Origin of the sequence: Salinadaptatus halalkaliphilus, assembly GCF_006543045.1 — an archaeon.
Lineage (GTDB): Archaea > Halobacteriota > Halobacteria > Halobacteriales > Natrialbaceae > Salinadaptatus > Salinadaptatus halalkaliphilus.
In genome coordinates this window covers 66,632-73,730 of the sequence record NZ_RBZW01000042.1, presented here as the reverse complement: position 1 = coordinate 73,730, position 7,099 = coordinate 66,632, and the positions used below count along the sequence as shown (strand labels likewise).

Here is a 7,099-nt window from a genome sequence, read left to right as displayed (position 1 = left end):
GGCGTGTGATCGATAGAGAGCACGCCTCGCTGACTCGCGAGGGGCGAGTGAGCGAGTGTGCGAGCGAACGAGTCGGTTGGGGAGGGTGAGGCCGGGTGGGACTGATACGGATTACTGTACCGATGTACCGGCGGTGAGTCGAACTGTGTGAGACGAGCCTCGGTTGCGGAGCGAAGCGAATCAACCGGTGCACCCGCCGCCCGGGTCGCGGCTGGGCCGGAACTGACGGACAGTAAACCGTATGAAAGGGGCCGGTGGGCTCGAGGAAGGCGGACGAAGTAGGCACCGCAACGAGCAACGCAAGTGAGGAGCACAACGAGTTCTCCGACTCGAGCACGCCGGGGGATTTCTGGGTGCTCGAAGTCACAAATACAGCAGCTATACCTCAATTTCAAATAATACACAAAATTCTATTATATTTATTCCCACCACGCTAGACTCACACCCGATATCGATTAGCGGGAGAGAAACGTCGACGGGATGTACGTACCGCACTCCACTCGAGTTGAATTTCGCACTGAATTTCGTACTCGAGTGTGAGTCAACGCACCTGATCAACATATAAAGGCGCCACTGGGACAGGCCAACGGCTATCTGAACGACCTTGCGAGAGGCGACCGAGATGCAACTCGAGCAGAGATCAGGAACGAGTACCGCAGACTGGAGTGGGACGGTGCCGACCGCGTTCGATGCCCGTGTGCTGGGATTGGTCGTGGTGACGGCGGGACTGGCCGCCTCGTTGAACGTTCCCTACGGGGGAATCGCGTTTGCACTCGCCGCATTTGTCGTCCTCGCCGGACTCGGAATCCTCAGTCACGTGCTGGGCGAACGACAGTTACGCCGACTCGCCGATCGGTTGATCGAGCACTGGACCGATGCCGGGGGGCAAATCGAGGCCGTCACGAAATCCTCGAACGGCATGCGAACGGAGTGGACCGTCCAGACACCCGACGGCACCGTCACCGTCGGTGGCGTGGCACTGGCACCTATCTCGAGGCTCTCGGTCGAGTGGCAAGGCGTCGGCGACTCGGTTGCCGCCAGCGACGCCGAACGAGAGATCGACAGCCTCGCAGCGGACCTCTACGAGGAAATCTTCGTCATCGGCACAGCTACCCAGCAATCCTGACGACGCGGCGAGACGTCGGGGCCACTTCGGCTCGAGGATTGGCCATTATTTAGCGTCGTGAGGCGCGAATATTGCCGGAAGATTCTTTGTCCGACGTATGGTGGGCCATGACATGGCAATCGGGCGCTACCGTGACACCCCGGCCGAGATGGACGATATCGAGCGAGACGTCGCCGCAGCCCAGTACCCCGAAGGCGGGCTGGTCGTCGGACTCGGCCTCGGTATCCTCGTCGGAGTGGTGATCCTCGAGGCGCTGCTCGTCGTCGCGCCCATCGCCGGCGGACTCGTCGGCTACGTGGTCGGACGATGGCTGCGCCGGTACGAGATCCGACGCCGTCTGCGCGATCGGCAGGCTGTCGGTGAGTCCAGTGGCTGAGACCGGCCCCGAGACGCTCTCCTCGAGCGTCGGGCTGTTCGGCGTGTTAGCGTTGCTGGTCGGCAACGCCATCGCGGTGCCGATCTTCGTGTTGCCGGGTCCACTCGCCGGCGAAGCCGGTCCGGCGCTCGTTCTCGCGATCTTACTGGCGGCGATTCCCGCGAGTTTCGTCGTGCTCTACAACGCCTTGCTTGGCTCGGCGATGCCAGTCGCCGGCGGCCTCTACGTCTATATCTCCCGGCTCACCGCGCCGTTCTGGGGGTTTCTGGTTCCGTTTACGATCCCGCTGGTGGCGTGGGCATCCCTACTCGTGACCGCGACCGGCTTCGCCGAGTACACGCGGACCTTCTTCGACGTCTCGCCGCTGGCGTTGATCTACGTGTTGCTCGCGTTCGTGCTCGTCGTCAACGTGATCGGCCTGCGGCTGGTCACGCAGGTGCAACTCGGCTTCGTCGTCGGACTGGTCGCCGCGTTGCTCGTCTTCATCCTCCCGGGCCTGGGCGCCGTCGACGGCAGTAATTACACGCCCTTTTTCCCCGACTCCGGCGCGTTCGCGCTCGCGGTCGTCGCCCTCTTCTACCCGTTTCTCGGCTTTGGCCTCCTGATCGAACTCGGCGAAGAGATCGACGATCCCGGCCGCACGATTCCGCTCGTCCTCGGGCTCGGTATCGGTATCGTCGCCGTGGTGTACGTCGCGCTCATCGCCGTCCTCGTCGGCGTCGTCCCCTACACCGAACTCGGCGGCGAGGCCGACCTCGCGCTCGCCGCGGCGACCTTCCTCCCCTGGTGGGGCCCCTACGTCGTCGCCGCCGGCGCGATGTTCGCGGTCGTGACGACAGTGAACACGACGCTGCTGGTCTTCTCGAGGACGCTCATGCGCGCGAGTCGCGACGGCATCCTCCCCTCGGCGCTGGCCGAAATCCACCCACGATTCCAGACGCCACACTACGCCGTCGCGCTGCTGGGCGGCCCACCCTTCCTGCTCGTCCCGTTGGCGGACGAAATCGTCGGCCTCTCGACGTTCATCGGGTTGGCCAGCCTCACCGCCTACTTCTTCTGTGCGATCGGCCTCTGGAACCTCCCGCGGGAGTTTCCCGACCACTACGCGACCGCGCCGTTCCGGCTCCGGCGCTATCGCGGTCTCCTGCTCGCAGTGCTCGGCGGCGCCGCAGCGACCGGCGCGTTCTGGATTATCACGCTGCTCCAGCAACCGGTCGTCGGCATCGTCCTCGTCGGCTGGTTCGTCCTGGCCTACCCCTACTACCGCTACCGGCTTCGAAAGCGTGACCGCCTCGAGACCTACGAAACGATGACCTCGTTAGATGCTCACGAACGCCCGAACGATCGCGACCGGGCAGACGATACCGGCGAGCGTAGGACGTGATATGAACTACCCCACCCTACTTCGCTCGTCCTACGGACTCGCTCGTTGAGGGTGGGACTTAGCCTGCAAAAGTTAATAGCGTCCCCGACAAGTATGTGACATGGCAACAGAATACGCGCCATCCGACGTGATGGACCGCGACTCACGGTCGAACCGCTACTACCGCAACGCCGTCGAGCGCCACTGGGATCCCGGCGAGATCGACCTCGAGACGGACGTCGAGAACTTGCTCACCCACATCGACACGACCGAGGGCTACGATCAGGGCTCGTGGGCCGGCACCCTCAGTGGCATCGCGAAGTTCGGTGCCGGCGAGGACGCGGTGACGGAGGACCTCGCGCCGCTTGCCACGGTGCTCGAGGATATCGACGATCAGCTGTTCCTAACGACCCAGCTCTACGAGGAGGCCAAACACGCCGACTTCTTCGACCGCTACTGGCGGGAGGTCGTCTGGACCGTCGAGGACGAACTCGGTTGGGAACGATCGAACCCGCGCGACGACAAGTGGTTCAACGAGCCCTACGTCGAACTGTTCGACCGGAACAAGAAGGCCCAGTTCCGACTGCTCGAGGAAGACACCCCCGAAAACCGGGCTGTCGCGTACTGTCACTACCACCTCACCGTCGAGGGGATCCTCGCCCAGACGGGCTACTACGGGATGCAGACCTCCTACGGCGGCGAGTTCGAGGAACTGCCGTATCTGCCGGGGCTCGTCGAGGGCTTTACCAACATCCGCAGCGACGAGGGCCGTCACGTCGGCTTCGGCATGAACCAGCTCAAGAAGCTCATCGCCGACGGCGTCGACCCGGAACTGATCGAAGACACGGTCACCGAACTTATCCCGCTGGTCCAGGGGATCACCGAGGACAACCGCTACCAGCCCGACGACCCCGACGAGCGCGTCGGCCTCGAGGACGGCGAACTGGCCGCCTACGCCGTCGAGAAACACACCGACCGGATGCAACAGATCACCGACGCCGCCGCGGACATCCCCGACGTCGACGACCTGGTGGCCCTCGAGGGTGACTGATAACGGTCGTATACCGATTTACCGGCGCAATGGCGTCGTGGTTGCACGACACTGACCGATAACAGTCCGGATCAGTCGCCGTCTGATCGCTGGACCCGCTCGAGCGTTATCGTCGTGACCGTTCCGGACGGCTCGTTGTCGCGGACGTCGATCTCGGCGTCGATCTTCTCGAGGACGGTGCGGACCAGGTAGAGTCCGGCATCGAGATCGACTCGATCGTCGATAGCCGTCCCATCGGTGAGAGCGGTTTGTTGGGTGTCGGTCAGCCCAACGCCATCATCTGCAATCTCGACGACGGCGTGTTCGTCGTCGGCAGACACCGTGACGGTAATGTGAACGCGCTCGCGGCTGGGACGAGCGGTTGCGTTCGAGAGCAACGTCTCGAAGGCCGATCCGAGCATCGCCGAGCCGGTGACGGTCACCGATCGATCGGTCGGCAGCGTTCGTTCGACGACGAGGTCCACGTCCTCGCGACGACGACAGTCACTGATCGCATCGTCGAGGATTGCGTTCAGGTCACGCGGTTGACGGACGTCGTCGACCTCGCCCGAAATAACGTCCATAACTGCCGCGGCAGCGTCGGTGATCTCGAGCAGATGGTGACTCGCCTCGAGAATGGATTCGGCGGCCGCGGCGTTTGTTCCCGACGTGTCGTCCCGAAGTTGATCGCTTCGACCGACGATCATGCTCACGTCGTTGCGAATGTCGGTTCGAATGATGTTGTTCAGTACTGCGAGGCGCTGGGTTCGATCGCGCAGCGTCGATTGCGTTCGTGACCGTTCGACGGCGTAGCGAAGCGTCCGGGAGAGTAGTTCGGCGGTGATCGATCGCTTGAGAAGGTAGTCTTGTGCCCCGCATCGAATCGCTTCGATGCCGACATCAGTCTGGCCAGTCAACACGACGACTGGGATCGAGGGGGCCCGCTCGGTGACGCGCTCGACGGTCTCGAGTCCCCGACTATCCGGCAGGTTGAGATCAAGAAGGATCACGTCCGGTGACCCCTCGTCGATCCGGTCGAACGCCGACCGAAGGGACTCCGCGTGGTCGATGCTATCGATGGTAATCGGTTCGGCTAGGGCCCCCGACGATCCCGCCTGTCGCTGTTCGATCAACAACCGTTCGACGACTCGTGCGTCGTTGGGATCGTCCTCGACGACGAGAATCGTCAGTTTCCCTGACGAATGCATACGGTAGTTCGTGGTGGCGACACTCTATTTGTTTCGATCGTTCATCGCCTGCATTGCGTAGGAACCGGCTGCTGATCACTCGTCGACTTGCTGAAAACAGTTAATATCACGGGTTCTAGATAGTTGTACGATGGGGGAGTTCTCAGTGATCGGCGTCGCATACCTAGTGACCGGGTTTCTGATACTCGCGTTCATCTATAAGCCGTTCACTCGGCGAGACACACCGGGTAGCACTGCCTTTGCCGTCACTGTTCTGGGGTGTGCGCTGTGGCCGCTTAGTCTCGGTGTGGGCATCCTCGTCGGCAACGACTCGATCACGACGCTTACCTGGAGTGGACGACTCGTCGCCCCGACGGTGCTTTCGGTCGGCTGGTTTTTGCTGGCGTTGCGCATCGCGAACGGACGACCACCGAGGCGATGGCTCGCCGGCGCGCTTGCAGGGTACGTCGCCGTCGAGCTCCTCGTATTGGCGACGAATCCGATTCATCACGTCGCGTTCGATCCTGCTGTCGTCGCTGGCAGTGAAACGCTAACGCCCGACTGGACACGCTGGTTCTGGGTCCAGGCGGCGGTGAACTACGCACTGATGGCCACCGCGACGGCCCTCCTGGCGGTCGAATCGATTCGGTCGGTCGGGTTGCGACGACGCCAAAGTGCCCTGTTGAGTGCCGCCGTGATACCAACTGCCGTCGCAAACGTCGCGACGCTCAGCGGATTCGTTTCAGCGACCACCGATCTGACACCGGCTGGGTTCGTGGTGAGTGCAGGTATTATGACCGTCGCGCTCTATCGCGCGGAGTTTCTCGACGTCGTCCCGATCGCTCGCCAGACCGCACTTGAGGAGCTTCCACACGGGGTCGTCACACTCGATACCGATGGCCACGTCGTCGACTACAACGCGATTGCGCGCCAGTACTTCCCAGGCGAGGCGGGCGTGGGTGCGACTGCGCGGGCGTTCTTTACCGGCGTTCCGGACGAAACCGTTCGTGCTCTCGAGACGGGGACGGTCGGCCACCTCCAGTTTACCGTCCAGACCGGCAACGGCGAACGCCACTTGGACTGTACGTCCTCGACCGTCGAACGACACGGCGAAGCGACCGGCTACGTCGTCGTGGTTCGTGATGTCACAGAGCGTATTCGTCGCGAACAGCAGCTACTCGAGCAAAACGAGACGCTTTCGGAGTTTGCCAACATCGTCTCCCACGACATTCAGGGGCCGCTGATGGAGTTGCGAAGTTCCGCGACGACGGCCGTCCGGACCGGCGATACGACACACGTCGAGCAGGTACTCGACGCAGCCGACCGGATGGACCAATTGGTCGACGGACTGTTGGATCTCGCTCAGACCGGCCGTCGGATCGACGATCCAAAAGCCGTCTCGCTAGAGACGGTCGCCCGGCGAGCCTGGCACAGCGTCTGGACCACCGGCGCGTCGCTCACCGTCGATGTCGACTGTACGATCGAAGCCGACCCCGACCGCCTCCAACAGCTGCTCGAGAACTGCGTTCGAAACAGTGTCGAACACGGGTCGACGTGCAGTCAGCCACGGGCCGACGACAGTGTCGAACGTGGGTCCACGGTCGGCATGTCGTGGTCCGGTCAGAATTCGGACGGCGATCGATCGGCGACGGCGACGACCCGACTCGAACAGTTTCCGACGGATCGAACGGAGGTGTCGGTGACGATTCGGTCGATCCCCGGCGGGTTCGCCGTTGACGACGATGGGCCTGGCGTGGCACCCGACCAGCGAGATCGGGTCTTCGACCGCGGCTATACGTCCTCGGACGACGGGACCGGACTCGGACTTCCGATCGTTCGCCAGATCGCGACGGCCCACGGATGGTCGGTTCGTATCGAAGAATCACCGTGCGGTGGCGCACGGGTTGCCGTTACCGGTGTCACGTTCTGCGAGGTCCAAGCCGATAGTACCGAGGCCTCCCGATAGAACGGCGATACCCGACCGTAAACAGTCTCTACGCAGCGGTGAAAGAGCTGT

General features: G+C 62.8%; 6 protein-coding genes. 5 read left to right on the top strand and 1 reads right to left on the bottom strand.

The window, feature by feature from the left end:
* Positions 1-622 precede the first annotated feature (622 nt).
* The 4 genes from D8Y22_RS14620 to D8Y22_RS14605 all read left to right on the top strand — a co-directional run bounded on the left by D8Y22_RS14620 (position 623) and on the right by D8Y22_RS14605 (position 3,916).
* Positions 623-1,126 (top strand): hypothetical protein, encoded by a 504-nt coding sequence (locus tag D8Y22_RS14620; protein WP_141465440.1) that lies wholly within the window; start codon positions 623-625, stop codon positions 1,124-1,126.
* A gap of 112 nt (positions 1,127-1,238) precedes the next feature.
* Positions 1,239-1,502 (top strand): hypothetical protein, encoded by a 264-nt coding sequence (locus tag D8Y22_RS14615; protein ID WP_141465439.1) that lies wholly within the window; start codon positions 1,239-1,241, stop codon positions 1,500-1,502.
* Positions 1,495-2,886 carry an APC family permease gene (locus D8Y22_RS14610; RefSeq protein ID WP_246084455.1) on the top strand — a complete coding sequence of 464 codons (1,392 nt, stop codon included), beginning with the start codon at positions 1,495-1,497 and terminating at the stop codon, positions 2,884-2,886. Before D8Y22_RS14615 ends, D8Y22_RS14610 begins: the two co-directional genes overlap by 8 nt.
* Positions 2,887-2,986: 100 nt before the next feature.
* Entirely contained in the window at positions 2,987-3,916 is a 930-nt protein-coding gene (locus D8Y22_RS14605) for a ferritin family protein (protein ID WP_141465437.1), read from the top strand.
* Between the two features lie 71 nt (positions 3,917-3,987).
* On the opposite strand, the gene D8Y22_RS14600 is transcribed toward D8Y22_RS14605, so the two are convergent.
* The gene (locus tag D8Y22_RS14600) at positions 3,988-5,103 is read right to left on the bottom strand and encodes a hybrid sensor histidine kinase/response regulator (protein WP_141465436.1); all 1,116 of its coding nucleotides are present in this window, start codon (positions 5,101-5,103) and stop codon (positions 3,988-3,990) included.
* Between the two features lie 130 nt (positions 5,104-5,233).
* Here D8Y22_RS14600 and D8Y22_RS14595 point away from each other — a divergent pair, with 130 nt between their 5' ends.
* Complete coding sequence (locus D8Y22_RS14595; RefSeq protein ID WP_141465435.1) at positions 5,234-7,048, top strand: histidine kinase N-terminal 7TM domain-containing protein; 1,815 nt, start codon at positions 5,234-5,236, stop codon at positions 7,046-7,048.
* Positions 7,049-7,099 lie beyond the last annotated feature (51 nt).